This is a genomic window from Roseateles koreensis, assembly GCF_028595305.1.
In the GTDB taxonomy this organism is placed as follows: Bacteria; Pseudomonadota; Gammaproteobacteria; order Burkholderiales; family Burkholderiaceae_C; genus Paucibacter_A; species Paucibacter_A koreensis.
In genome coordinates this window covers 59770-81269 of sequence record NZ_JAQQXS010000014.1, presented here as the reverse complement: position 1 = coordinate 81269, position 21500 = coordinate 59770, and the positions used below count along the sequence as shown (strand labels likewise).

Annotated in this window: 19 protein-coding genes; 10 read left to right on the top strand and 9 right to left on the bottom strand. The window is 62.9% G+C overall.

All coding sequences use genetic code 11. The features are described from left to right. Window position 1: 1 nt before the first annotated feature. Window positions 2–1846, bottom strand: a complete 1845-nt coding sequence (locus PRZ01_RS15455; RefSeq protein ID WP_273597698.1) for an OPT/YSL family transporter — start codon at window positions 1844–1846, stop codon at window positions 2–4. Window positions 1847–1903: 57 nt separating this feature from the next. Here PRZ01_RS15455 and PRZ01_RS15450 point away from each other — a divergent pair, with 57 nt between their 5' ends. After that, on the top strand, window positions 1904–2518 hold the full coding sequence (locus PRZ01_RS15450) for a type 1 glutamine amidotransferase family protein (RefSeq protein ID WP_273597697.1): 615 nt from the start codon (window positions 1904–1906) through the stop codon (window positions 2516–2518). 34 nt (window positions 2519–2552) lie between these two features. Here PRZ01_RS15450 and PRZ01_RS19270 read toward each other — a convergent pair whose 3' ends face one another. Then, window positions 2553–4622 carry an alpha/beta hydrolase family protein gene (locus PRZ01_RS19270; protein WP_273597696.1) on the bottom strand — a complete coding sequence of 690 codons (2070 nt, stop codon included), beginning with the start codon at window positions 4620–4622 and terminating at the stop codon, window positions 2553–2555. Window positions 4623–4836: 214 nt separating this feature from the next. On the opposite strand from PRZ01_RS19270, the gene PRZ01_RS15440 reads away from it, so the two are divergent. From PRZ01_RS15440 to PRZ01_RS15410, 7 genes are all read left to right on the top strand, one after another. Further along, window positions 4837–6477, top strand: a complete 1641-nt coding sequence (locus PRZ01_RS15440) for a peptide chain release factor 3 (protein WP_273597695.1) — start codon at window positions 4837–4839, stop codon at window positions 6475–6477. Between the two features lie 277 nt (window positions 6478–6754). Further along, window positions 6755–7525, top strand: coding sequence for an ABC transporter ATP-binding protein (locus PRZ01_RS15435; protein WP_273597694.1), 771 nt, complete (start codon window positions 6755–6757; stop codon window positions 7523–7525). Window positions 7526–7527: 2 nt separating this feature from the next. Next, window positions 7528–8241: an ABC transporter ATP-binding protein gene (locus PRZ01_RS15430; RefSeq protein ID WP_273597693.1), complete on the top strand. Its 714-nt coding sequence runs from the start codon at window positions 7528–7530 to the stop codon at window positions 8239–8241. A 74-nt stretch (window positions 8242–8315) separates the two neighbouring features. Then, a complete protein-coding gene (locus tag PRZ01_RS15425) occupies window positions 8316–9527 on the top strand; it encodes an ABC transporter substrate-binding protein (RefSeq protein WP_273597692.1) in 1212 nt (403 codons plus the stop codon). Window positions 9528–9677: 150 nt separating this feature from the next. Further along, window positions 9678–10565 carry a branched-chain amino acid ABC transporter permease gene (locus PRZ01_RS15420; protein WP_273597691.1) on the top strand — a complete coding sequence of 296 codons (888 nt, stop codon included), beginning with the start codon at window positions 9678–9680 and terminating at the stop codon, window positions 10563–10565. Beyond that, window positions 10562–11542: a branched-chain amino acid ABC transporter permease gene (locus PRZ01_RS15415; protein WP_273597690.1), complete on the top strand. Its 981-nt coding sequence runs from the start codon at window positions 10562–10564 to the stop codon at window positions 11540–11542. Before PRZ01_RS15420 ends, PRZ01_RS15415 begins: the two co-directional genes overlap by 4 nt. Window positions 11543–11596: 54 nt before the next feature. Then, entirely contained in the window at window positions 11597–12724 is a 1128-nt protein-coding gene (locus tag PRZ01_RS15410) for a GGDEF domain-containing protein (protein ID WP_273597689.1), read from the top strand. Between the two features lie 33 nt (window positions 12725–12757). Here PRZ01_RS15410 and PRZ01_RS15405 read toward each other — a convergent pair whose 3' ends face one another. Then, window positions 12758–13570, bottom strand: a complete 813-nt coding sequence (locus PRZ01_RS15405; RefSeq protein ID WP_273597688.1) for a VOC family protein — start codon at window positions 13568–13570, stop codon at window positions 12758–12760. A 98-nt stretch (window positions 13571–13668) separates the two neighbouring features. On the opposite strand from PRZ01_RS15405, the gene ubiA reads away from it, so the two are divergent. After that, window positions 13669–14580 carry a 4-hydroxybenzoate octaprenyltransferase gene (gene ubiA, locus PRZ01_RS15400; RefSeq protein WP_273597687.1) on the top strand — a complete coding sequence of 304 codons (912 nt, stop codon included), beginning with the start codon at window positions 13669–13671 and terminating at the stop codon, window positions 14578–14580. A gap of 120 nt (window positions 14581–14700) precedes the next feature. On the opposite strand, the gene PRZ01_RS15395 is transcribed toward ubiA, so the two are convergent. The 6 genes from PRZ01_RS15395 to PRZ01_RS15375 form a co-directional block, all read right to left on the bottom strand. Beyond that, window positions 14701–15234, bottom strand: a complete 534-nt coding sequence (locus tag PRZ01_RS15395; RefSeq protein WP_273597686.1) for a hypothetical protein — start codon at window positions 15232–15234, stop codon at window positions 14701–14703. Window positions 15235–15270: 36 nt separating this feature from the next. Beyond that, window positions 15271–15849 carry a chorismate--pyruvate lyase family protein gene (locus PRZ01_RS19320; RefSeq protein WP_409993863.1) on the bottom strand — a complete coding sequence of 193 codons (579 nt, stop codon included), beginning with the start codon at window positions 15847–15849 and terminating at the stop codon, window positions 15271–15273. Between the two features lie 12 nt (window positions 15850–15861). Beyond that, window positions 15862–16674, bottom strand: coding sequence for a pyrroline-5-carboxylate reductase (gene proC / locus PRZ01_RS15390; protein ID WP_273597685.1), 813 nt, complete (start codon window positions 16672–16674; stop codon window positions 15862–15864). Window positions 16675–16834: 160 nt separating this feature from the next. Further along, complete coding sequence (locus PRZ01_RS15385) at window positions 16835–18529, bottom strand: aspartate:alanine exchanger family transporter (RefSeq protein ID WP_273597684.1); 1695 nt, start codon at window positions 18527–18529, stop codon at window positions 16835–16837. 180 nt (window positions 18530–18709) lie between these two features. Then, the gene (locus tag PRZ01_RS15380; RefSeq protein WP_273597683.1) at window positions 18710–19285 is read right to left on the bottom strand and encodes a BPSL1445 family SYLF domain-containing lipoprotein; all 576 of its coding nucleotides are present in this window, start codon (window positions 19283–19285) and stop codon (window positions 18710–18712) included. A 194-nt stretch (window positions 19286–19479) separates the two neighbouring features. Beyond that, window positions 19480–20907 carry an aminotransferase-like domain-containing protein gene (locus PRZ01_RS15375; RefSeq protein ID WP_273597682.1) on the bottom strand — a complete coding sequence of 476 codons (1428 nt, stop codon included), beginning with the start codon at window positions 20905–20907 and terminating at the stop codon, window positions 19480–19482. 175 nt (window positions 20908–21082) lie between these two features. Here PRZ01_RS15375 and PRZ01_RS15370 point away from each other — a divergent pair, with 175 nt between their 5' ends. After that, window positions 21083–21478, top strand: a complete 396-nt coding sequence (locus tag PRZ01_RS15370; protein WP_273597681.1) for a hypothetical protein — start codon at window positions 21083–21085, stop codon at window positions 21476–21478. Window positions 21479–21500 lie beyond the last annotated feature (22 nt).

Here is a 21500-nt window from a genome sequence, read left to right as displayed (position 1 = left end):
TTCATAGCATCGCCGCCAGTCCCGCCAAGCCCAGCCCCAGGGCGGCGAGCGCATCGCCAGCGATGAGGCCGCCGCCCACCAGAGAGGTGCTGCTCATATCGTCGGGTAGCTCATCGGCATCACCCGCGGGCTTGGACGACAGGCTGTTGATGGCGCTGGAGATCACGCCGCCAGCGGCAAACCAGGCCGAAGTCGGCAGATTCACAAAACCGCCAAAGGACGAGGCGTAGGGGCTGGGCAAAAAGAGCGCGTCGAGGCAGAAATCCAGTACAAAGCCTTTGCGTCCACTGGCAACAAAACGCTGATAGGCGACCCTGCTCTTGATCAGCTTGCGCAGCACTTCGCTGCCAAAACCAATCCCCAAGCCGATCAAAATAGCCGTGGTCTGAAAGACCTTGGGCTCCGTCAGGCTGCGCAAGACACCGACGAACTTGAAGGTCATGGCCGAAGTCCATTGGGCGGGCGCCTCGCTCTCACTCATCACCGTCTGGTCCAGCCTGAGCACGGGGTAGGCGGTCATGAAAACCTTGGCTACGGCCACCGCCAATACCGCCCCCAGCAACAGGCCCGCGACCTGGAAGCGAAACTGCACGGTACGGTTCGAGCCCAGACGCCAGCCGGTGGAGCGATCTTGCTGCATATCACCCGCCACCGTGGCGGAGATGAACACCACCATGGCGGCCATCAACCCGAGCATAGGGTCTTTGAGACCCACGCTGGCCAGGATCAGCACGGTCACCACGAAAGCCGAAGAGATGGGATTGTTGTCGGTCAGCCCGAGCGAAATGCCATTAACAATCGCGAACACATAGACCAGCCCAACCGCCAGCAGCATATAGCCCAAGGGCTCGTGGAAGAACTGCATCCCAGCCATGATGGTGGCGAGTGTCCACACGCCCACCCACAGCAACAGGCGCGGCAAGCTGGCGGGCGGGCCCGTGCGTGCACCCACCTGTTCGGCAGGCACTAGCGTGGCGAATTCTGTGGCAGCTCCGGACGCCAGACTGCGCAGGCGCTGCGCCGCACGCCACAGGATCAAAGTCAGGTCGACAATGGCCGCGCCCAAAATCATGCCCAGCGCAATCAAGAAGGCAATCTTGCGAAAAGGCTCACCCGGCTTCAACCAGCCGATGCTGATGAAGTAAGGCGCCAGACCCCAGAACAATAAGCCCCCGGTGATCGCAGGGATGCCGACGCGGGCGCCCACAATCAGGCCGGCGCCAAAGGTGGACGTGGACAGCTCAATCACGCCCAAGACAGCCACCTTGGCCCCGGCAATGCCACCGATCGCACCCACGGCCATGCCGCCGAACAGCCGCGACACCGACTGACGCAACAAAACCGGATCCGTCAGGGCACGCAAGATATTGGCCACCGCCAGCCCGGAGGGAAAGGTGAGTTGCATGCGCTCGACCAAGATCGGCGTGTAAAGCATGCCAATGCCCGCCGCCATCATGCCGATGCACAGCATGTAGATGACCAACTGCCAAGTCGGCACCGGCGGCATGCCCATCCAGACCATGGCCTGGATCAAGGTGCTCATGGCCATCATGCCGGCCACAGAGGCGGCAGTGGTCTGGATGTAGTTGGCACCGTGTTTGCCTTCAACCCCATAACCAAAGGTCACTACGGAGCCCAAAATGCCCGCCAAGACCTGCCCGCCAACATAAAAGCCGATCGAAAAGTTCATGAAGGCCGCGGTGATACCGCCCAGCGGGCCCAGCACCAGCATGCCAACTGCGCCCAGCAAGGCGTAATAACTCACAGACCCCACGGGAGGTAACCAGGCCCAGCGTCGGGTGTCGTTGGGCATGCCGGCGTTGAGGGAAGTGGATGAAGCTGACATGGCGTGAATCTTTGGCTACGATGGCGCGGACTGTAGTCCCCCTTGCTACCCCGCCCCATGAGTGCTTCCACCCGCATTGCTATCCTGACCTTTGACGGTTTCAATGAGCTGGACAGCTTTATCGCGCTGGGTTTGTTGAACCGGCTGCTGCCGCATGGTTTCAGCGCCGAGTTGTGCGGACCGGGGCATGCCGTGACCTCCATGAACGGCGTGACCGTGCAGCTCCAGCGTCCGCTGGAATGGGCAAACGAGGCCGAGGTGGTGCTGTTTGGCTCAGGCATCTACACGCGGGCCATCGCCGAAAACTCTGCCTTGCTAGACCGACTGCAACTCGACCCGCTGCGTCAGTTGATCGGCTCGCAATGCTCCGGCGCACTGCTGCTGGCACGTTTGGGCCTGCTGGGCGAACACCCCGTCTGCACAGACACGATCACCAAGCCCTGGGTGATCGAGGCCGGCGCCCGTGTGCTGGACAACGAGCCTTTTCATGCCCACGGTGCCATCGCCACGGCGGGCGGATGCCTGGCTGCACAGTATCTGGCGACCTGGGTGATGCTCAAACGCGCCAATGAAGCTGCCGCCCGCGAGGGCTTGCATTACGCCGCGCCGGTGGGCGAAAAAGCGGCTTATGTGGACCGCCTGATCGCCGTCGTCAAACCCTTTTTGGACTGACGGGCTGTACCGCCTCCTGGTGCCCCAGGCCGGCTCAGTGCGCGACCTCGGCCTTTGAATCCGCCTGCAAATGCTGCGCCAGGAATTTCTCGACCCGCTGGGCCCAATCGATCTGGTTGCTCATCAGGCGCCAGCCATGCCCTTCATTGGGGTAGCTCACCCACTCGGGCGGATGGCCCGCGTCGGTCAAAGCCTCACGCAGGCGCCTGCCATGGGCGATAGGCACGCGCCGATCTGACTCACCGAAGGCCAGCAACAACGGGGCTTGAATCCGCTTAGCCTGAGCGACCGGTGACGCGGCGGTCAACATGGCGGCGTCTTTCTCGGCATCGCCAACCATGTGCTGCAAATAGTATTTTCGGCCATCACCACTGATGTCATCGTCCACCCACCAACTCCCCTGGATGAACAAAAACGGGTCCGTCACCGCCGCCCAAGCCACGCCGCAGCGGTACAGCTCGGGGTTGCGCACCAGGCCCATCAAAGTGGCGTAGCCGCCGTAGCTGGCGCCGGCAATACAGGCACGTTCCTTGTCGGCCCAGCCCTGGGCGCGCGCCCACAGCAAAGCGTCCGCCACATCGTCCTGCATGCTCTGGCCCCACTGCTTCCAGCCCGCGCGGTAATGCGCATCGCCATAGCCGGTGCTGCCGCGAAATTCCGGGCTGATCACCAAGTAACCCCGTGAAGCCAAAAACTGCTCCATGGCCTGCCACTGCCAATGCCCGATCCGCGCCCAGGGCCCGCCATGCACCAACACCACCGCCGGCGCAGGATGGCCCGGTTGGACGCCGGGCGGAATCGTCAGCCATACCGGCAAGTCGCGCCCGTCACGCGCCGTGATGCGGTGAAGGTCGACCGTCGCCATGCGGCGGGGGTCGATATCGTCCAGCACCGTGCTGATGAATTTCCAGCGCTGGTCCGCCGCCTCGTACAGGTACAAGCGCCCCGGGTCGCGGTCGGAAAAGGACCGCACCAGCACCACCATGTCGTCGGCACCGCAGCGGCGGCAGCTCAGGCGATTGACACGGCCGGGCAGCTTGTCATCGACCAGCGCCTGCAATTGCTTCATCTCGGGGTCGAACCAGATGGTTTGCTCGGCGTCGGTCTCCACCGTCACGCCCAACGCCCGGCCACCAGGGCGGTCCAGCACCAAATTACCCCTGTAGTCAAAACCCGGCGTGCTGACCAGGCCCGGCTTTTGGGGTGCGCCTTTTTCAAAATCAAACACACTCAACACCGCGTCACCCCGCGCGCCTTCTCCATAAGTGAGGTAAAGCGTTCCGGCGTCGTCCACATCAACGGGATGGAAAGGAGGGGTCAGCAGATCACTTTCGCTGATCAGGCGCCATTGAGACTCGCCCGGGGCGCGCCAATGCACACGCTGGCGGCCTTCGTCGTAGGTCACGGCCAAGCGTGGTTCGCCACGGCTGTCGAATTTCCAAGCTACCGTTTGCGAGGGCGCGCCGAACACTGCAGCGCTGTGGGTGCGGCCAGTGCGGGTGTTCAACCACATCGGGGTGATCTGGCGCACGCGCTTGTCGATGAAGTCCATATGGCCGATCAAGACTTCGTCTGATGCCACGCCGGGTTGCTGCTTGGGCGTGGCCAGCAAGATGTGATTCCACTCCAGCGTGCGATCGATGACGTTGCCATCGACAAAAAACTGTCGGCCGCGCCGCTTGACCAGCTGGCGCATCTGGCTGCCATCTGCATCCACCGCATACAAGCCGGGTGCCAAGCGGTAGTCTTCTCCGCTGCCCGCTTGCAGGTCAATCGCGCTGAACACCAGCCGCTTGTCACCCACCCAGTCAAAGTGCGTGATGTCGGCATCGGAAAAGCCGGCCACATAGCCGGCTGTGGGCGCCTCGCCGGACCCGCCCAGGGTGATCACCACCAGGCCCACCCGGTTGTTGTTGCGTGAGGTGGTCAAAGCCAGCTGGCGGCCGGAAGGTGAGAGTTTCACCTGCATCACCTTGGGCCATTGAAAAAACGCTTCCACCGGAATGGGTGCCAGCGTCACAGGCGCGGCGGCTGCGGTAGCCACTGGCACAGGCTGTGCCCAGGCCCCCATACACAAACCCATCGCCAATAAACAGGCGCTCACGCCCCATGAAAATCCGCCGCGCATGCTCATAGCTCTGGTCTGCCTCGCTGCCCAAGATGAGCGACAAAGGATAGCAAGCGCGATCGATTCCAAGGGGGGATGAAGCATGTGCGTATTCCCCAGGCCGTGCCGCTGCGATAATTCCGCCCTTCTTCTCCCCAATTCTGTTCGAACCCTGCGCGTGGGCCTGCCGCCTGATCGCGTTACACAGCCCATGTCCGCCGACCTTCCCACCCGCATTCAAACCGAAGTCAAGCGTCGTCGCACCTTCGCCATCATCTCCCACCCGGATGCGGGCAAGACCACGCTGACCGAAAAGCTGCTGCTGTTCTCGGGCGCGATCCAGATCGCCGGCTCGGTGAAGGCCCGCAAGGCCTCGCGCCATGCCACCTCGGACTGGATGGAAATCGAGAAGCAGCGCGGCATCTCGGTGGCGTCCTCGGTGATGCAGATGGAATACCGCGACTGCGTGATCAATCTGCTGGACACCCCGGGCCACCAGGACTTCTCGGAGGACACTTACCGCGTGCTCACCGCCGTTGACGCGGCGCTGATGGTGATCGACGCCGCCAACGGCGTGGAGCCGCAGACCCGCCGCCTGCTGCAGGTTTGCCGCGCGCGCAACACGCCCATCCTCACCTTTGTCAACAAGATGGACCGTGAGGTGCAAGACCCGCTGGCCCTGATGGACGAGATCGAGCGCGAGTTGGGCATGACGGTGGTGCCCTTCACCTGGCCCGTCGGCATGGGCAAGCATTTCCACGGCGTGATGGATTTGCGCCGCGAGCAGATGCGGGTGTTCTCGCCGGGTGAAGACCGCGTAGGTGGTGACGATGAAATTCTGAGCGGCCTCAGCAACCCGGCCTATGCGCAACGCTTTGGCATGCAGTACGAGCAGGCCGAGGGCGAGATTGAGTTGGTGCGCGACGCCGCCGCCGAGTTCAATCACGCAGAGTTTTTGACCGGCAAGCAGACGCCCATGTTCTTCGGCTCGGCGGTCAACAACTTCGGCGTGCAGGAGATTTTGGACGCCCTGGTCGAACTGGCCCCGGCGCCGGGCGAGCGCACCGCCATGCAACGCGTGGTGCTGCCCGAAGAGCCTAAATTCACCGGCGTGGTGTTCAAGATCCAAGCCAATATGGACCCCTCGCACCGCGACCGCATTGCCTTTTTGCGCGTGGCCTCGGGCCATTTCGAGCGCGGCATGCGGCTCAAGGTGGTGCGCTCAGGTAAAGAATTGCGGCCCAACACCGTGGTGAGCTTTTTGAGCCAGCGCCGCGAGCTGCTGGACGAAGCCTTTGGCGGCGACATCATCGGCATCCCCAACCACGGCGTCTTGCAGTTGGGTGACACCATCACCGAAGGCGAGGCCCTGCAGTTCACCGGCCTGCCCTTCTTCGCGCCGGAAATGTTCCGCAGCGTGGAAGTGGCCGACCCGCTCAAGACCAAGCAACTCAAGGCCGGCCTGACCCAGCTGGGTGAAGAGGGCGCGATCCAGGTGTTCCGCCCCGTCGCGGGTTCGGTGCTACTGCTGGGTGCCGTGGGCCAGCTGCAATTTGAAGTGGTGGCGCACCGGCTGGAGCACGAATACGGCGTCAAGGCCCGTATCACCGGCAGCCGCTTCCAGGTGGCGCGCTGGGTGACCTGCAGCCCCGAGGACGGCGGCGAACGCGAACTCAAGCGTTTCATCGATGCCAACGACCACCGCATGGCCTACGATGCGGTGGACGCCCCCACCGTGTTGGTGGAGTACGCGCCCGAATTGCGTGCCATCGAAAGCAACTGGCCGAAGATCAAGTTCCACGCCCTGCGCGAACACGCCGGCCTGGTGTTCCAAAAGCGCCTGGAAGGCTGAGGCCTTTAGCCTGACCACCGGCTTCGACGGGCTCAACCCGGACGGGTGAGGCTCAATGCCCGCAAAACGCCGGCTCTCCCAGAGCGCGCCGAAAGGCCATCTCACGCCTGCCCGTTGTTCAGGTTCAGGACACATGGGCTTGGAATGACGGGGCGGCCAGTGTTAACCCTATGGCAATGCTACGTAAAGGTTGTTCCTGTGTCCGGGCGTCACATTCCGCCCTACATTGGTGAGCTCTAATCAATCGTTAGCGCCCTGAATCGGTGCAGCACAGACGATGAGCGAACTCATTCTCGAGACCAAAAATCTGACCAAAGAGTTCAAGGGTTTCACAGCCGTGGACCAAGTGAACCTGCAGGTCGAGCGCGGACACATCCATGCGCTGCTGGGCCCCAATGGCGCCGGCAAGACGACGTGTTTCAACCTGCTGACCAAGTTCTTGGAGCCCACGCGCGGCACCATCGTCTTCAATGGCGTGGACATCACCCGCGAGAAGTCCGCTGAGATCGCCCGCCGGGGCGTGATCCGCAGCTTCCAGATATCGGCCGTCTTCCCCCACCTCACGGTGCTGGAGAACGTACGCATCGGCCTGCAACGCTTCACTGGCACCAGCTTTCATTTCTGGAAAGGGCTCACCGGGCTCAAGCAGCTCGACGCCCGCGTGCTGGCTTTGCTGGAGTTGGTGGACCTGCGCGATGCCGCCCATCTCAAGGCCGGTGATTTGCCCTATGGCCGCAAGCGCGCGCTTGAGATTGCCACCACCATGGCCATGGAGCCCACACTGATGCTTTTGGACGAGCCCACCCAGGGCATGGGCCACGAAGATGTGGACCGCATCACCGAGTTGATCAAGCGCGTGGCCGAAGGCCGCACCGTGCTGATGGTTGAACACAACATGAAGGTCGTCTCCCGCATCGCCGACCGCATCACCGTGCTGGCCCGCGGCGCCGTGCTGGCCGAGGGCGATTACGCCACCGTCTCCAAGCACCCCGCCGTGCTAGAAGCGTACATGGGCAGCGAAGCCGCCGAACTCCAGGGAGCTCATTGAGCATGAGCGAAGTCGCACTCCAAATCACCGATCTGCACGCCTGGTATGGCGAGAGCCACATCTTGCACGGCCTGAATCTGAGCGTCAAAAAGGGTCAGGTCTTGACACTGCTGGGGCGCAATGGCGCCGGGCGCACCACCACGCTGCGGGCCATTATGGGCTTGACAGGGCGGCGCAAAGGCAGCATCCGCGTGCATGGCGAAGAAACGATCGGCATGGCGACGCACCATATCGCTCACCTCGGCCTGGGCTATTGCCCGGAGGAGCGCGGCATCTTCGCCTCGCTCACCACCGAAGAGAACCTGCGCCTGCCCCCGCCGCTGAAGAACCGCCGCAGCACACCCATGAGCGAGGCGGACATCTACGCCATGTTCCCCAATCTGGCCGAGCGCAAGCACAGCCCTGGCACCCGGCTCTCGGGGGGCGAGCAGCAGATGCTGGCAGTGGCGCGCATCCTGCGCACCGGCGCCGACATCTTGCTGCTGGACGAAATCTCTGAGGGCCTGGCCCCCGTTATCGTGCAAGCGCTGGCCCGCATGATCACCGCGCTCAAGGCTCGCGGCTTCACCATCATCATGGTGGAACAGAACTTCCGCTTTGCCGCTCCGTTGGCCGACCACTTCATCGTGGTCGAGCACGGCGAGGTGGTGGAATCTTTTCCCGCCGCCGAGCTGCCCGCCAAACAGGCGGTGCTCGACGTGCTGTTGAGCGTTTGAAGCGCCACCCGAAGCGCCCACCCCCAAGCATGATCCGCCACGCTTCTTCACCCACAAACCCAGGAGACATCCTCATGACTTTCAAACGAATCGCTCTGGCCAGCCTCGCCGCGTGCGGCAGCATGCTTTGCGCTGGGGCTCAAGCCCAGGTGTCGGGTGACGTGGTGAAGATCGGCTTCATCACCGACATGTCCAGCGTGTATGCGGACATCGACGGCGCGGGTGGCGTGGAAGCCATCAAGATGGCCATCGCCGATATGAAGAGCATGGCTGCCGGAAAGAAGATCGAGTTCATCTTCGCGGACCACCAAAACAAGGCCGATGTGGCCGCCTCCAAGGCCCGCGAGTGGATCGACACCCAGGGCCTGGACCTGCTCATCGGCGGCACCAACTCAGGCGCCAACCTGGCGATGGCCACGGTGGCGGCTGAAAAGAAGCGCCCCTTCATCTCCATTGGCGCGGGCAGCTCAGCCCTCACCAATGACAAGTGCACGCCGTACACCGTCCATTACGCCTACGACACGGTGGCCCTGGCCAATGGCACGGGCGCGGCCGTGACCAAGGGCGGAGGCAAGAGCTGGTTCTTCCTGCAGGCCGATTACGCCTTCGGCCAAGCCCTGCAAGCCGACACCGCCAAGGTGGTAGCAGCCTCGGGCGGCAAGGTGGTGGGCACCGTCAAGCATCCGCTCAACGCCAGCGACTTCTCCTCCTTCTTGCTGCAAGCGCAGGGCAGCGGCGCGCAGATTCTGGGCCTGGCCAATGCAGGCGGCGACACCATCAACGCCATCAAGGCGGCGAATGAATTCGGCGTCACCAAGACCATGAAGCTGGCCGGCTTGCTGATGTTCATCAACGACATCCATTCGCTGGGCCTGAAAACCACCGAAGGCATGTACCTGACCGACAGCTGGTACTGGAACCAAAGCCCCGAGGCACGCGCCTGGAGCCGCCGCTTCTTCGAGAAGATGAAGCGCATGCCCTCGTCCTTGCAGGCCGCCGACTACTCTGCCGTCACACATTATCTGAACGCCGTGAACGCGCTCAAGACCGACGACGCCGACAAGGTGCTGGCCAAAATGAAAGATACCCCGATCAATGATTTCTACACCAAGGGCAAGATCCGCAAGGAAGACGGCCGCGGCGTGCACGACATGTTCCTGCTGCAGGTCAAGTCGCAGAAAGAATCCGTGGAACCCTGGGATTACTTCAAGGTCGTGACCCGCATCCCCGGTGAAGAGGCCTTCACCAAGTTGGCCGACAGCAAGTGCCCGCTGGTCAAGCACTGAGTCCGCACCGGGTTCTTGGCGGGAGCGGGCGGCCGGGGCTGAGCCCGCCCCCGCCATGACCGCCATCGAGAACATATTTTCCGTCTCGCGCGCCTTGGCCACCGATCAGGCCGCACCGGCCTTCACCGCTTTCTCTCGAAGATCAATGGCATGACTGAACTTTTCGGCATTCCCCTGCCCGCCCTGCTGGGCCAGCTTTTGCTAGGCCTGGTCAACGGCTCCTTCTACGCGATGTTGTCGCTGGGCCTGGCCGTGATCTTCGGCATGCTGGGTATCATCAACTTCGCCCACGGGGCGCTGTACATGATGGGCGCCTTCCTGGCCTGGATGGGACTGGAGTACCTGGGCCTCAATTACTGGGTGATGCTGCTGCTGGCACCGCTGGTGGTGGGCGTGCTGGGCATCTTGATCGAGCGCCTGCTCTTGCAGTGGCTTTACAAGTTAGACCATATCTACGGCCTGCTGCTGACCTTTGGCATCACGCTGGTGATGGAGGGGGTGTTTCGATCCTTCTACGGCGTGTCGGGCCAGCAGTACTCGGTGCCCGAGGCTTTGCAAGGGGCCACCAATCTGGGCTTCATGGTGCTGCCCAATTACCGGGCCTGGGTGGTGGTGGCTTCCATCACGGTCTGCCTCGGGGTCTGGGCCTTGATCGAGAAGACCTCGCTGGGCGCCACCCTGCGCGCCGGCACCGAAAACCCCAAGCTGGTGCAGGCCTTTGGCATCAATGTGCCACGCATGATCACCTTGACCTATGCCGGTGGTGTGGCGCTGGCGGCCTTTGCGGGCGTGCTGGCGGCGCCCATCCTGCAGGTGTCGGCGCTGATGGGCAGCAACCTCATCATCGTGGTCTTCGCCGTGGTGGTGATTGGTGGCATGGGCTCTATCCTGGGTTCGGTCATCACTGGCCTGGGCTTGGGGGTGATTGAAGGTTTGACCAAGGTGGTCTACCCGGAAGCGTCGAGCACCGTGGTGTTCGTGGTCATGGCCATCGTGCTGCTGCTGCGCCCGGCTGGTTTGTTCGGTAAAGAGAAATGAACAACAAGAATCCTCTGCTCGGCTACGGGGCGCTGTTCCTGGCCATCGCCTGCCTGCCCGCGCTGGGCGTGTATCCCATCTTCGTGATGAAGGTGTTGTGCTTCGCCTTGTTCGCCTGTGCCTTCAATCTGCTGATCGGCTTTACCGGGCTGCTCAGCTTTGGCCATGCGGCTTTCTTGGGCACGGCTGCCTACGCCACCGGCCATGCGCTGAAGGTGTGGGGCCTGCCGACGCCGCTGGGTTTGCTCTTCGGGGCGCTGGCCGCAGGCGGGGTGGGTCTGGTGTTTGGCCTGCTGGCGATTCGCCGGGTCGGCATCTACTTCTCGATGATCACGCTGGCCTTGAGCCAGATGCTGTATTTCGTGTTCTTGCAGGCGCCCTTCACCGGCGGCGAGGATGGCCTGCAGTCGGTGCCACGGGGCAGCTTCCTGGGGCTGGATCTCAGCTCGGACCTGACGCTGTACTACGTGGTGCTGGCGATTTTTATCGGCGCCTTCTGGCTGATCTACCGCACCGTGCATTCGCCCTTCGGCCAGGTGCTCACCTCCATCCGCGAGAACGAGGCCCGTGCCACTTCGCTGGGCTATGACACCGACAAGTTCAAGCTGCTGGCCTTTGTGCTGTCGGCCACGCTGGCGGGTCTGGCGGGTGCCACCAAAACCCTGGTGCTGGGCTTTGCCACTTTGACCGATGCCTTGTGGACCACCTCAGGTGCCGTCATTTTGATGACCCTGGTGGGCGGCATGGGCACCCTGGTGGGCCCGATGGTGGGCGCCTTGATCATCATCGCGCTGGAGAACAAGATTGGCGACCTCGGCAAGGCCCTGGCCGATCTGACCGGCGTGGCCTGGTTCAACGGCCTGGGTGAATCCGTCAGCCTGGTCACGGGCCTGATCTTCATCGTCTGCGTGCTGGCCTTCCGCCGCGGGGTGGTGGGGGAGGCGCATGCGCTGTGGCTGCGCTTGCGCAAGCCCTAAAAACTTGTCTGTGCCGCGAGCAGCTTGTCTTGGCGCCTGTGGATAATGCGCCGCATGGACAGTCGCGCGCTTCAAGCCCTTCAGACAGAAAACCATGCACTCCGACAGCAGCTGCAGTCCTTGCTGCATGAGGCTCGGCTGAATGAAGACAAGATGCGGCGCTTCGATCAGTTGGAGCACCAACTGATCGGCGCTGACGGCTTGCTCGACTTGGTGACGCTGCTGCTCACCGGCTACAAGCAGGCTTTTGCAATCGACCAAGTTGCCTTGACGCTGGTCGACCCCGAGCAAGAGCTTTCCCGCATCCTGAGCTTCGACTCAGGCGCTGCCCACGCCTTGGCCGGCTTGCATCTGCCGGAGTCCCCGGAAGCGCTTGAACGCGCCTACACCAGCGTCAGCCAACCCCAACTCGGCCGCTTCGATCCGCTGCGGCACGGCGCCTTGTTTGCCCCCGACAGCAGCGAGCGCATCGCGTCGGTGGCCTTGCTGCCTTTGAACCGGCACGGCCAGCTGATCGGCGGCCTGCATTTCGGCAGCCACGACGCCAGCCGCTATGAAGCCGGCACGGGCACGCAATTGCTCGAACGCCTGGGCCATGTCGTGGCGGTCTGCCTGGAAAGCGCCATCAATCAGGAGCGCCTGAAACTCAGCGGCCTGACGGATGGGCTCACCGGCGTGTACAACCGGCGCTTCTTCGAGCATCGCTGCCTGATCGAAATCGCCCAAGCCCGGCGCTACCGCCATCCACTCGCCTGCCTGTTTCTGGATGTCGACCGATTCAAAAGCATCAACGACTTGCACGGCCACCCAATGGGTGACGAGGTCTTGCGCTGCATCGGCCAATTGATCCAAGGCCAGTTGCGCGCTGGCGACACCGTGGCGCGCTACGGCGGCGAAGAATTCGTGGTGCTGCTGCCGCAGACCTCGGCCGAGTTTGCCGGTGAGATTGCCGAGCGCATCCGCAGCAGTGTGGCCGAACAACGCTTTATCTCAGCCCACCCTGGCACCGGCAATCGCCAAGAAATTGCGGTATCCAGTTCCATCGGCCTGGCCATGCTGACCGAGGGCGCCTCGGCCCACGACGCCAACGGGCTTGCCGCGCTCATGGTCGCGGCAGCCGATCAGGCGCTGTACCAGGCCAAGCAAGGCGGGCGCAACCGGGTGGTGTTTGCCCGCGCTTGAGGACTTGAGTGTTTGTGCGTTTAAACGCTTGAATCAAGCCGGCGCGGTCAGGCCAAACAGCGCGCCTTGCGGGTCCATAGCGTTGAGAATCCAGCTGCCGCCGGGCACTTGCTGAGGGCCCAACAACAGCCGCCCGCCCGTCGCCTTGACTCGCTCGGCCGCCGCTTGAATGTCGGGCACGCTGAAGTAGAACAACCAATACGGCTGAGGCGCCTCCGGCATCTTGGTCATCATGCCCCCACGGGACACGCCGTCGATCGCAAAGAGCTGGTAGATGCCCATCGGCCCCATGTCGATGGCCGCGTCTTTCGTCCAGCCAAACTGAGCGGCGTAGAAATCGAAGGCACTGACGCCATCCACCGCGTGCAACTCATGCCAGGCCACATGGCCGGGCAGCGGCTCAGTGCCCAGCGCGGGCGGCCGATCACCGGGCAGGCCATGGAACAGGGCAAACACGGCGCCTTGCGGGTCACGCATCATGGCAAAGCGCCCGACCCCCGGAATGTCTTGCGGACCGAACAACACAGCGCCGCCCGCTTGGACAAGCTGTTGAGCCGACGCGTCAACCTGCGCTGTGCCCACATAACCCACCCAGCCCGGTGGCGGCTGTTGGCCCACGCTGCTTTGCGCGCCTTCTTGCGCGGGTGGAGTCACGCACGCTGCACCGCCCATGATGCCGGCGATCGGCGCACCATCACCAACGCTGACCAAGCTATAGCGCATCTCCTTCATGCCAGCGTCCCGCAGAGTCCAACCCAGCAGCCCGGTATAAAAAGCCTCCGCGGCCTCCGGGTCGGAGGTCAGCAATTCATACCAGACGAACGGGTGTCGATTGCCATCAGTCATCACGATCTCCCCAAAAAAGGATGCACGGCGCTGGAAAATTCCAACATCTCGGATGCTGCCACAAGCAAGGTGCTTCGGGGAACGCGACAATCCACCCCATGAACGCCGCGACCGACGCCCCCGCCCGCCTTGATCTGTATTTGTCTCTGATCCGCTGGAACCGCCCGGCGGGCTGGCTCTTGCTGCTGTGGCCGACCTTGGCCGCCTTGTGGATTGCCGCCGATGGCTGGCCCGGCTGGCACCTGCTGGCCGTTTTCACTGTGGGCACCGTGCTGATGCGCTCCGCCGGTTGCTGCGTGAATGACGTGGCCGACCGCGAATTCGACAAGCATGTGAAGCGCACCGCCAACCGCCCAGTCACTAGCGGGGCGATGTCTGCCAAGGAGGCTTTAGGCCTTGGCGCGGTCTTGGCCCTGCTGGCCTTCGGTCTGGTGCTGACCACCAATGCGCCAACCATTCTGCTGTCATTCGCCGCACTGCTGGTCACCTTGCTCTACCCCTATGCCAAACGGGTGGTGAACATGCCGCAAGCGGTGTTGGGCGTGGCCTTCAGCTTTGGCATTCCGATGGCGTTCTCGGCCGCGCTGGGCGGCAATGCATGGACGCTGGCGACAGTTCAGGCGGCCGTGCCGCTCTCGGCATGGGCCTTGCTGGTGGCCAATCTGTTCTGGGTGCTGGCCTACGACACCGAGTACGCCATGGTGGACCGCGACGATGACATCCGCATCGGCATCAAGACCTCTGCCTTGACGCTGGGCCGCTTCGACGTAATCGGCGTGATGTGCTTTTACGCCGTCTACCTGGGGGCCTGGACCGCCCTGGGCCTGCGCTTTGGTTTGGGTTCGATTTTTCTGGCAGGCATGGCCGCCGCTGCCGCGCAAGTGGTCTGGCACTTCAGCCTCATCAAAGACCGCAGCCGCGAAGGCTGCTTCAAAGCCTTCCGCGAAAACCACTGGTTGGGGTTTGCCGTGTTCATGGGCACCGCACTGGATTTGGCCCTGCGCCACTGAATTTCACGAAGCGCCCGCTGGCAAGACGAACGGCTGAACACCGCACCTTGCCAAGCCGACACCCCATTGATCAAGCCACAACACACCCCGTCAGACCCCATTGCGCCTGGCGGCTGTAGATCAAGCCTTCAGGGCCGCGCGCAAGCTCTTGGCTTCACCGCGCTTGGCCTTGGTGGCGGCGCGTTGATAGGCCTCTTCCGCCTGCTCGCGCAAGGACACCGCCTTGGCCAATGCAGCTTGGTATTTTTCAGCCGTGTAGGTGTTCTCGGTGCCGATGTAGACACTGCGCCCACGTGGGGCTCCGCCAAAGCGGGGCAATGAAACCGCAAAGCTGCAATCGCGAACCCGGCTGCTCGCACGCTGCCGCACGATGGGGCCTGAAATACCAACCGGCAAGCCGCTGCCCTTGTTGCCACTGGGCCGGCGCTGCAAGCGCGAAGGCGCGGGCAACTTGGCGATGCGGCTGAGCAATTCTTTGGTGGCAAGTGCCAGCGAGGCTGCTGCGCCGCTGCCGTCCTGTGAGTGATCAGAGAACAACTTGGTGCCGCCATAACGCAATTGCCAACCATGTGTCGACTGGTGGTCGATGCGCTGAATACATTGCGGGACAGAAAACTGTTGGCCGCTGAAAATGACAATATCTCGGGTTTTCATGAGATTCCTCAACGTCGTGCTGAACCTCCCTGTGAGTCACAGTTTAGAGCGGACAAACGACCTAACGCCCAAGTTCCTCCCCCCTAGTTTGGAAGAGGATGATGCCAATTCCGGCACGAAAAGTTCCATCACGCGCAGCTCCGCACCACACCGGCGGAATACGGAATTACGTGACCACAGCATTTGAGTCGAAGGCGCTGCGCCGGTCGCCTGCAGCCATTGGCGTTGCATCGCACGGCGCGTATGGCCATGGCGAGAAAGACGCTTGGGATTCAACTCGCTGCGTTTGACCCGTGGATCGGCATAGAGCAAATTGGCCAAGGGCCGCGACCCCAACCCTTTCAGTGCGCGCCAGGGTCCCGCCAATGCCGAGGCGTGCAATGAAGACCGCGCCCAAACGAGCGCATGCCCATCAACACGAAGAATAACTTCCCGAATGAACGTACACCCATGACGCGGAAGACCCAAGGCTTTGAGCTCGGGCGCGCGCAAGGGATGCGTCCCCTGGCGAAGGACTTGAACCTCAAACGTTGAGCCCAGACGGGCCAGGCGACCGCTCAAGGAGCCGGGCGCACGCAACCAATCGCGCAATGAATTTCGACTTGCAATGCCCATCGTCAAGCCCGCTCAGGCTCCGAATTCAACCCCCATCTGCCGGGCCCGCTCTTGTGCGGCGAGCACCGCTTTGCGCACCGCGCCGGCCACGCCGTCGACCTCAAGGCTGCTGATTGCGGCGTGCGTTGTGCCCCCTTTTGAAGTGACGCGAGCTCGCAACACTTCCGGTGTTTCGGGTGATTGCAGGGCCAACTCCGCCGCGCCTGCGCAGGTGGCCAGGGCCAGGATGCGGCCTTGCTCGGCCGTCAAGCCCATGTCCACCGCGGCCGCCATCATGGCCTCGACCACGTAGAAGAAGTAGGCCGGGCCGGAGCCTGACAGGGCCGTCACCGCGTCCAGATCGACTTCTTGATCAACCCACAGCGTGCGGCCGGTCGGCGCCAGTACGGCCTCGACCCAGGCTTTGTCAGCGGCCGATACTGCGTCGCGCGCAAACAGCCCGGCCACCCCGCGGCCGATGAGCGCCGGTGTGTTGGGCATGCTGCGCACCACGCGCTCGCTGCCACTCTGGCGTGCAATGGCGTCGCTGCGAATGCCCGCCATCACCGACAGTTGCAAGGCCTGGCTCACAAAGGGTGCGCAGGGCTGGGCGGCCTCGGAGAAATACTGCGGCTTCACGGCCCACACCACCATCTGTGCCTGCGCCAGGACCGGGTCAGCCTTTTCAAAGGTATGAACGCCCCATTGCTGCTGCAAGGCCTGCCGCGTGGCTTCAAAGGGCTCAATCACCCAGATGCTTTGAGGCGAATGCCCAGCCCGAATCAGGCCGCCGATGACAGCGCTGGCCATATTGCCGCCGCCGATGAATGCAATGCAAGGGCTCATGTGTGTGTGAATCCATGGAGTGGATGGGCAGTGTAATCATGGCGTTCGAACACACGCACGCCTTGTCGTTCTTGTCGTTAGCTCGGGCAGGAAAAATTTACCGAACGTCCAGGCTCAAGGGCCACTCAGCGCGCCGTGCCCCTCCGCGGGCAACGCAGCTTCACAGATGCAGCAGCCAGATCAAAGCGGTGCCGCCAATTGCGGTCAGGATGTGCCCGAACGCTACGGTGCTTGAATAGCCGATGACGGCCACCGGGCTTTCAGCGCGCTCCTGCACCGCCGCCAAACCGGCCGTCATGGTTTGCGCGCCGGCCAAGGCCCCCATCAACAGCAAGGGGTTCAGGCCCAACACATAACGTCCCATCACCAGACCCACGACCATGGGCATGAGCGTCACCACCATGCCACCCAGAAAGACCGTGCCGCCGATTTCATGAACCGCATCGACAAACACCGGGCCCGCCTTCAGGCCGATCATGGCCACGAAAGCAGAAAGCCCGATGGACTTCATGAACTCCAGCGCGCCCGGCGGGATGTAGGCAAAAGTGGGCCGGCGTGAATTGCCCCAACCCAGCGACAAGCCCATCAACAGCACCGCCACGCTGCTGCCCAGCGCGATGTGCAGGCCGCCAACCGAGGTGCTCAAGACCATCCCCGCCAAAGCGCCCACAAAAATGGCCAGCGCCAGCGCGACGAAATCAGTGCTGATGACGGGCCGAGACACATTGCCCACCAGGGCAGCCACCCGGTCTACGGCGGGCACTAGCCCGTGGACGGTCAACAAATCGCCGCGCTGCAGCACGGTGCCCGGCGCCACCGGCAATTGCTCGGTGCCACGCTGGATGCTTTTCAGAAACACGCCCCGAATGATGGCTTCGTTTGTACGCAAAGCGGCCAAGCTGCGTCCGGCCACCTCGCGGCTGGTGACCTCGACATCGAAGCTCGCTTGTTGAATGTCCAGCAACTCACGGTCGAAGACTTCGTCGGCGCGACCTTCCACCACCCGCAGCAAGGATTCGTTAGGGCCGAACACGGCCATCACGTCGTCCAGCTGCAGCACCGTGTCGGGCGTAGGGACCATGATCTGTTCGCCGCGGCGAATGCGTTCGATGAACAGTCGCTCCGGCGCCACCGATTGTTCCGCCTGCGCCACCGTGCGCCCGATCAAGGCCTGCGTGGCATCCAAGCGGTAAGCGCGCAACTCGTACATATGCCAGGCAGAGCTGAGGCCGGGGTGGCTGCGCTCCATGCCCATCTCGCGCTCCAGGGCGATCGCTTCAGCCTTCAAATCCACCCGCATGATCCAGGGCCCGATGTAGGTGCAGAAAACAATCACCCCAAAAGTGCCAAAGATATAAGTCAGCGCGTCAGCCACTGGGATTTGCGAGATCAGCCGCGACTTTTCGTCGGCGCTGATGGGCAAGCTGCGAATAGCCTCGCTGGTGGTGCCGATCACCGGCGCCTCCGTCAAGCCACCGGACATCATGCCGGCCGCGTATCCCATGTCCAACTGCAGCCACTTCGCCATCCCATAGGCCGTCAGCAAGCCCGTGACCGGAATCGTCAGGCCCAGCACCGCCCAGCGCCAGCCGCCATCTTGGATGCCCCGCACAAAACCCGGCCCCGCTGAATAGCCGATACCGAACATGAAGAGCAGAAACAACAGCTGCTTGGCCGTTTCAGCGACCGGTACATGGAAGAAGTAACCCACCAACAGCCCGGCCAGCAAAGAGCCCGTGACGGGCCCGAAGCCAATGCCTTTGAGCTTGAACTTGCCAATCCAGTGACCCAGGCCCATGGCGACGAAAACACCCAGCTCAGGGTGTTCCGCCAGGTAGTAAGCCAGCCCATTCATAGACACCTCGACGATTTGCAGACCCGTTCCAAATGACGGCGATCCCCTGCGAGCGCCTCTGAAAATCAGGGCACCGCCTTCGCAGTGTCCATGCAGATGCGCATCGCCCAGAAAAAATCGCCTGCTGACAGTGATCAGCAGGCGATTGGGCAGCCAGCTTAGACAGCGAACCCAGGGGGCTTAGAAGTCCAATTTGGAAATCTTGCTGCCTTCAATGGTGGCCGCAGCCATCAAGCCGCCATTGGTCAGCGCAAACGCGTTCACCGCGTTGTCGTAGCTGTTGGTGTCCACCACGCCATTGGCACCCATCTTGACCAAGGCCACCGAGGCGTCTGCACCGGCCGTCCAGCCCTGGCTCTTGCGGAAGTCGTCATACGACTTCTGGGTCATGAACATCAGCACCAGCGCCTTGGACTGAGCCCCTGCCTGGAAGCCAAAGGACAGGCTCGTGGTCTTGTAATAGTCCACGGTATGGCTGCCGGCACGCAGCGCACCTTCACCGTATTCACCGCCCACGCCCAGCCCCGCGGCATAGACCTTAGGGAACACCAAGATCGCCCGCGCCTTGCCAGCCAACTCCTGCGAACCCTTCACGCTCTTGTACAGCGTGGCCAGCGTGGCGTCGTAGCCCTGGTCGATCGCGGCCTTTTGTTGCGCCGGCGTCTCCTTGGCTGTTTGATTGGTCGAGCAAGCCGACAGCAAGCCCAGCGAAACCGCCAACACGGCGGGGGCCAACATCAGTTTTCTACGCAGCATCTTGTACTCCATTCATCAAGTGGTACGGATCTTTGATCGTAGACCTCATTGCCCAAAGCTTTGATGTCGAACTCGTGCTCATCGCACAAATTACGACATCCCCCCCTAGACCATCAATGATTGACACCGCTCAAATGTGCCGGCGTGACGCTTTTCAGCGGAAGCAGTACAGCGGATACGTTATGTCCCGTGTGTCAGCGGCAAGATTGCACCAACCGACCCAAGGTTTGCACTGCCGCCCGCACTGCCTCGTCAAAGGGATGACCGCAGCCAATGCGCAAAAACCTGTCGAAGCGCATGGAGTTGGAAAACATCGCGCCTGGCGCCAAACGTATACCCTCATCCAGAGCCGCTCCAAACAGGGCCATGGAGGACAAGCCCTCGGGCAACTCCAGCCACAGATTGAAGCCGCCGTTGGGCACGCTCAGCCGCGACTCGGCGGGCAAATGGCGGGCCAGGGCCTCAGCCATGTGCTCGCGCTGCAACACCAGCCGCGCCCGCATGCCCCGCAAATGCCGCGAACCATGGCCGGCATTGAAATAGTCCGCCACCGCCAGCTGGGGCAGCGACTCATTGGGCCGCGACTGGCTGTACTTGAGCATCTCCAGCCGCTGCTGCCAGCGCCCGCCACTCAACCAGCCCAAACGCATGCCAGGCGCCAAGGTCTTGTGCAGGGAGCTGCACAGAATAACGCGGCCGCTGCGGTCAAAAGATTTGATGGCACGCAAAGGCGCCGGCCCGTCAAACAGGGCGCTGTAGCTGTCGTCCTCGATCAAGGCCAAGTCTTGTGCCTCGCACCAAGCCAACAAGGCTTGCTTGGCGGCGTCGGGCATGACCGCGCCCAAGGGGTTTTGCAGATGCGGCACCACCGCCACGGCCTTGAGCCCGGGGGTCAGCACCGCTGCCTCCTGCAGGGCGGGCAAAGACAGGCCCGTGTGCGGGCTGGTCGGTATCTCCAGCGCGCGCAGCGACAAGCTCTCAAGAATCTGCAGCAGGCCGTAGTAAGTGGGCGACTCCACGGCCACCACGTCGCCCGGCTGGGTGACAGCGCGCAGGGCCAAGGTCAACGCCTCGGTACAGCCGTGGGTGATCAGAATTTCCTCCGGGCTGAGCTGGATCTGCTGCTCCAGGGCCTGGCGGGCCAGGGCGCTGCGCAAACCAGGCTCGCCACCAGGCGGCGGCGGCGTCACCAGGCAATCGCCCCGCTGACGCAAGACGCGCTGGCTGGACTGGCGCAGACGCTCCAGCGGATACAACTCGGGCGCTGCCTGAGCGCCTGCCAAATTGACCCTCACACCCCGGGACTGGGCTCGCGCCAACACGGACGAGACCTTTTGATGCACCCCTACATAGCGCGCCTCGTCGTGCAGCGCCACCAACGCAGGCTCGGACACCGGCGGCAAAGCCCATGTCTTGTCTGCACGCACAAAGTAGCCAGCCCGGGCACGCGCCTCCAGCAAGCCCTTCGCCTCCAACCAGCGGCAGGCCTGCAGGGCCGTGGACATGCTGACCTGATGCAAGCCCATCAGTCCGCGCACCGAGGGCATGCGGGCGCCCGGCGGCAGCACACCTTTGTGAATGGCCTGACGGTAATGGCTGGCAAGCTGAAGATAAAGCGTCATGGCCGGATTGTCGGGTGCGGCGCATTGTGGCGGGCGATACAGATGGGCAGGCCAACCTGCAGAACAGCGGAAAAAAGAGCGCTGTTCTGCATAACAAAGGCGGCTTCTGTCGCTGTACCGGGGCGGCTATGGCGGCCAAACTGGACCCGTCCCATGAACGACCGCCACACGCATCATGACCTCACAATCTGCACACCAAGCGTCCAGCACGCCCCGCCCCCTTCAGCCCGGCGCGCAACAACTGTTGCAAGTCGAGGCCGGCGAGGTCTTGCATGTACACAGCGGCGCCCTGCAACTGCGCCTGCCGCTGGCGATGGCGCCGGCCCTGTGCTTGAGTGACACGGTTTGGCAGTTGAGCCACCGGCTGGCAGCGGGCGCGGTCTGGGTGGCCCAGGCGCCGACCTGGATCAGGTTGGATGGCTCATGCCAGACCTGCCTGTACACGCTGCGGCCAGCCAGCCCGGCATACCTGCCCAACCCCGCCAAGGCCCTCTGGCAAGCGCTTGTGCACCGTCTGTCACTGCGCCTGCGTCAAAAACCCAAGCTCACCCCAGCGAGAAGTGAGAAGTAAGAGCGAATTGCTGGCGCCGCTG

What these genes read in the sequence shown, in the direction of transcription:
- PRZ01_RS15455 (WP_273597698.1), bottom strand. Translation starts at nt 1,846, where the DNA reads ATGTCAGCTTCATCCACTTCCCTCAACGCCGGCATGCCCAACGACACC.
- PRZ01_RS15450 (WP_273597697.1), top strand. Translation starts at nt 1,904, where the DNA reads ATGAGTGCTTCCACCCGCATTGCTATCCTGACCTTTGACGGTTTCAAT.
- PRZ01_RS15440 (WP_273597695.1), top strand. Translation starts at nt 4,837, where the DNA reads ATGTCCGCCGACCTTCCCACCCGCATTCAAACCGAAGTCAAGCGTCGT.
- PRZ01_RS15435 (WP_273597694.1), top strand. Translation starts at nt 6,755, where the DNA reads ATGAGCGAACTCATTCTCGAGACCAAAAATCTGACCAAAGAGTTCAAG.
- PRZ01_RS15430 (WP_273597693.1), top strand. Translation starts at nt 7,528, where the DNA reads ATGAGCGAAGTCGCACTCCAAATCACCGATCTGCACGCCTGGTATGGC.
- PRZ01_RS15425 (WP_273597692.1), top strand. Translation starts at nt 8,316, where the DNA reads ATGACTTTCAAACGAATCGCTCTGGCCAGCCTCGCCGCGTGCGGCAGC.
- PRZ01_RS15420 (WP_273597691.1), top strand. Translation starts at nt 9,678, where the DNA reads ATGACTGAACTTTTCGGCATTCCCCTGCCCGCCCTGCTGGGCCAGCTT.
- PRZ01_RS15415 (WP_273597690.1), top strand. Translation starts at nt 10,562, where the DNA reads ATGAACAACAAGAATCCTCTGCTCGGCTACGGGGCGCTGTTCCTGGCC.
- PRZ01_RS15410 (WP_273597689.1), top strand. Translation starts at nt 11,597, where the DNA reads ATGGACAGTCGCGCGCTTCAAGCCCTTCAGACAGAAAACCATGCACTC.
- PRZ01_RS15405 (WP_273597688.1), bottom strand. Translation starts at nt 13,570, where the DNA reads ATGACTGATGGCAATCGACACCCGTTCGTCTGGTATGAATTGCTGACC.
- ubiA (WP_273597687.1), top strand. Translation starts at nt 13,669, where the DNA reads ATGAACGCCGCGACCGACGCCCCCGCCCGCCTTGATCTGTATTTGTCT.
- PRZ01_RS15395 (WP_273597686.1), bottom strand. Translation starts at nt 15,234, where the DNA reads ATGAAAACCCGAGATATTGTCATTTTCAGCGGCCAACAGTTTTCTGTC.
- PRZ01_RS19320 (WP_409993863.1), bottom strand. Translation starts at nt 15,849, where the DNA reads ATGGGCATTGCAAGTCGAAATTCATTGCGCGATTGGTTGCGTGCGCCC.
- proC (WP_273597685.1), bottom strand. Translation starts at nt 16,674, where the DNA reads ATGAGCCCTTGCATTGCATTCATCGGCGGCGGCAATATGGCCAGCGCT.
- PRZ01_RS15385 (WP_273597684.1), bottom strand. Translation starts at nt 18,529, where the DNA reads ATGAATGGGCTGGCTTACTACCTGGCGGAACACCCTGAGCTGGGTGTT.
- PRZ01_RS15380 (WP_273597683.1), bottom strand. Translation starts at nt 19,285, where the DNA reads ATGCTGCGTAGAAAACTGATGTTGGCCCCCGCCGTGTTGGCGGTTTCG.
- PRZ01_RS15375 (WP_273597682.1), bottom strand. Translation starts at nt 20,907, where the DNA reads ATGACGCTTTATCTTCAGCTTGCCAGCCATTACCGTCAGGCCATTCAC.
- PRZ01_RS15370 (WP_273597681.1), top strand. Translation starts at nt 21,083, where the DNA reads ATGACCTCACAATCTGCACACCAAGCGTCCAGCACGCCCCGCCCCCTT.